The sequence below is a fragment of the Humidesulfovibrio sp. genome (assembly GCF_035560995.1).
GTDB lineage: Bacteria > Desulfobacterota > Desulfovibrionia > Desulfovibrionales > Desulfovibrionaceae > Humidesulfovibrio.
This window is the reverse complement of sequence record NZ_DATMYK010000296.1, coordinates 1-3,799: the sequence shown is the minus strand read 5'-3', so window position 1 is coordinate 3,799 and position 3,799 is coordinate 1. Positions and strand designations below refer to the sequence as shown.

Sequence of the window (3,799 nt, the reverse complement as noted above, 5' to 3'; positions counted from 1 at the left end):
GGGGTATGCACCCCCTGGACCCGCAGGCCAAACAAGAAGCCCCGGAGCGCAACAGCGCTCCGGGGCTTCTTGTTTGGGGCAGGGCCGGGCAGGGCGTTTGGGCAGAAGAAAACGGGTGCCAGAACTGGCGATGCATCATGCCCGCGCCGCCTCCCGCCGGACCCTCCGCGAGGGGTTTCTGCTCAGGCGGCTTCGCGCCTGAGCAGAAACCCCTCGCCACAGGGAGTCCAGAGGGCCTTGTGCCCTCTGGCGGGGGCCTGGGGGCAGCGCCCCCAGCATCTCTCGCTACTTGGCCTCATCGCCCAGGAAGCGGCCGGTGACGGACTCGGGGTTGGCCATGATCTCTTCGGGCGTGCCTTTGGCCACGATCTGCCCGCCGTTCTCGCCGCCGCCGGGGCCCAGGTCGAACACGTAGTCCGAGGCGAGGACCACATCGGCGTTGTGCTCGATGACGATGACGCTGGCGCCCTTGTCCACCAAGCGGTGCAGCACGCGGATGAGCTTGCCCACCTCGTGCATGTGCAGGCCGGTGGTGGGCTCGTCCAGGATGTACAGGGCCCCGGGCAGGTTGCGCTTGCCCAGTTCGCGGCTGATTTTGATGCGCTGGGCCTCGCCGCCGGAAAGCGTCGTGGCGGGCTGGCCCAGGCGCAGGTAGGACAGGCCCACCTGCTCCAGCACTTCCAGGCGGCGGGACAGGGCGGTGTGCGCGCCGAAGAACTCGCGCGCCTCGGCCACGGTCATGTCCAGCACCTCGGCGATGTTCTTGCCCTTGTGGCGCACTTCGAGCGTCTGGGAGTTGTAGCGCATGCCCTTGCACACGTCGCAGGTGACGAAGACATCGGGCAGGAAGTGCATTTCCACGCGCACCTGGCCGTCGCCCTGGCAGGCCTCGCAGCGGCCGCCCTTGACGTTGAAGCTGAAGCGCCCGGGCTGGTAGCCGCGCATCTTGGCGTCCTTGGAACCCGCGAAGATGTTGCGGATCTCGTCAAAGGCCTTGGTGTAGGTGGCCGGGTTGGAACGCGGCGTGCGGCCTATGGGCGTCTGGTCGATGGCGATGATCTTTTCGATGGCCTCCGCGCCGACAAAGGACTCCACCGGGCCGGGCTGGTCCACCTTGATGCCCTGGGACAGGGCCAGGTGCTTGTAGAGCGTATCGACCACCAGGGAGCTTTTGCCCGAGCCGGACACGCCGGTGAAGCAGACCAGCACGCCCAGCGGAATGTCCAGGTCGAGGCCCTTCAGGTTGTTGGCGCGCGTGCCGCGCAGGCCCAGGTGGGTGCGCCCGCCGATGGCGGTGGGCGTGCGGCGCTCGTCGGGCCGCCAGGAGCGCAGGTCGCCGCGCAGGTACTTGGCGGTCAGGGACTGGCTTTCGTTCATCAGCTTGTCCACCGGGCCCTGGAACACGATCTCGCCGCCCAGCTCGCCGCTGCCCGGGCCAAGCTCAATGACATGGTCCGCGCTCATGATGGTGGGTTCGTCGTGCTCCACCACCAGCACGGTGTTGCCGCGGGCCTGCAGGCTGCGCAGCGTGCGCAGGAGCCGTTCGTTGTCGCGCGGGTGCAGGCCGATGGAGGGTTCGTCGAGCACGTAGGTGACGCCCACAAGGCCGCTGCCGAGCTGGCTGGCCAGGCGGATGCGCTGGGCCTCGCCGCCGGAGAGGGTGCTCATGTTCCGGCCGAGGGAGATGTAGTCGAGGCCCACGCCCTTCATGAAGCCCAGGCGGTGGGTCAGCTCCTTCATCAGCGGCCCGGCGATGAGTTCGCTTGCGCCGCTGAAGTCCTGGCTTTTCAGCCAATCGAGGGCGCGGGCGATGGACAGCGAGCAGAACTGGTGGATGTTCAGGCTGTCCTCGGCCGTGGTGGGCGGCACGCGTACGGCCAGCACCTCGGGCTTCAGCCTCGCGCCCTGGCAGGAGGGGCAGGGGCGGCTCTGGCGGTAGCGGGAAAGCTCGTCGCGCCAGACAGGGCCCATGGCGAAGCCCTGCTCCAGAAGCGGGGCCACGCCCGGCCAGTCGCAGGCGGCATCGCCGTCCACCAGGGCCACGCGGGCCTTGGCGCTCAGCTCGGAAAGGGGGGTGTCGAGGGTGAAGCCGTGGCGCTTGCCCAGGCGCTTCAGATCGTCCTCGTGCCGGGCGAACAGGCGCGGGTTGCGCCAGGGCAGCAGGCCGCCGGCCTTGAGCGAAAGGCCCTTGTTCGGGGCCAGCAGGTCGAACTCGAAGCTGTCCACGCTGCCCAGGCCGGAGCATTCCGGGCAGGCGCCCTGGGGGCTGTTGAAGGAGAACAGCTGCGGGGTCAAGGGCGGCATGGAGATGCCGCAGGCCGCGCAGGTGCTCGACGTGCTGAAGAAGCGGTCGGCCTCCTTGGCGGGCTTGCCGTGCTCGGAAACGATGAGGCTGCCCTTGCCCTGCTTCAGGGCCAGCTCCACGGAATCGCCCAGACGCGGGCGGATGTCCGCCTTGATGGCGAGGCGGTCCACCACCAGCTCGATGGTGTGTTTCTTGAGCTTGTCCAGCTCCGGGGTTTCCTCCAGGGCATAAACCTCGCCGTTCACGCGCACGCGGGCGAAGCCCTCCTTGCGCAGGCGGGTGAACAGGTCCTTGTGCGTGCCCTTCTGGTGCTCCACCAGGGGGGCCAGCAGCAGAATGCGCGTGCCTTCGGGCAGGGCCATGATGGCGGCCAGGATTTCGTCGCCGCTTTGCGCGGCGATGGGCTTGCCGCACTTGGGGCAGAAAAAGGCCCCCAGGCGGGCGTAGAACACGCGCAGAAAGTCGTAGACCTCGGTCACCGTGCCCACGGTGGAGCGCGGGTTGCGCGAGGTGGACTGCTGCTCCAGACTGATGGCGGGCGAGAGGCCCTCCACCTTGTCCACCAGGGGCTTGTCCATCTGCGGCAGGAACTGCCGGGCGTAGGCGGACAGGGACTCCACGTAGCGGCGCTGGCCCTCGGCGTAGACGATGTCGAAGGCGAGCGTGCTCTTGCCGGAGCCCGACGGCCCGCAAACCACCACGAGCTGCTCGCGCGGGATGTCCAGGCTCAGGTTCTTGAGGTTGTGGTGGCGGGCCCCTTCGATGTGGATGACGCCCCGGGGAGCTGCGGCCTGTGCTGTCTGGACAACGGGCTGGCTTGCCTTGGGCGGGGTGTTGGCGGCTTTTGCTGACATCTGCCGCAGGTAATCATCGCCCGCGCGGTGGCAAGGGGTGGGACGCGCACTTGACGAAAACGGCAACGCGGAGGTATTGAGTTATTTCCTGGGTCTTCCAGCGCCGCGTCCGGGCCGTTTTCGGCCACATTTTCGCGCGGGCCTCGCCGGAAGCAGGAGGAACGCCATGTACGGACTCACTGACAACATCGTCGCCGGACCGGCCGGGCACATCACCGCCGGGGCAGCCGGGCATTTCGAGGCCGGCCCTTCGGGCAGCTTCACCCCTGGTCCCGCAGGCCACGTTCCCATCAGCGAAGGCGGCTGGGTGCCCATCAGCGAGGGCGGCCACGTGCCCATCGACTGCACGCCGGCCCTCATCCCCTATGCCGCGCCCAGCGGCGGCGTGCTGTTCATGGAAGGCTCCACCCAATCGCCCATTCCCAGCACCGGCGGCGGCCACGGCCTCGTGAGCCAGGCCAGCGGCGGCGCGCAGTACCTGCTGGGCGGCGGCGGCGGCGTTTCCGGCTCCGGTGGTGGCGGGTTCTCCGGCGGCGGCGTCAGCAGCGCGTCCGGCGGCGGAGTGCAGTATTTGCTGGGCGGCGGCGGCGGCGTCAGCAGCGCGTCCGGCGGCGGCGTCGTGTCGGGCGGCGGCGCAAGC

At 69.0% G+C, this 3,799-nt stretch carries 2 protein-coding genes; one reads left to right on the top strand and one right to left on the bottom strand.

From position 1 onward, the window contains the following. Nucleotides 1-285: 285 nt before the first annotated feature. Complete coding sequence (gene uvrA, locus VN419_RS11500; RefSeq protein WP_325647369.1) at nucleotides 286-3,159, bottom strand: excinuclease ABC subunit UvrA; 2,874 nt, start codon at nucleotides 3,157-3,159, stop codon at nucleotides 286-288. Nucleotides 3,160-3,325: 166 nt separating this feature from the next. On the opposite strand from uvrA, the gene VN419_RS11495 reads away from it, so the two are divergent. Next, on the top strand, nucleotides 3,326-3,799 hold a 474-nt coding region (locus VN419_RS11495), incomplete at its 3' end, for a hypothetical protein (RefSeq protein WP_325647368.1).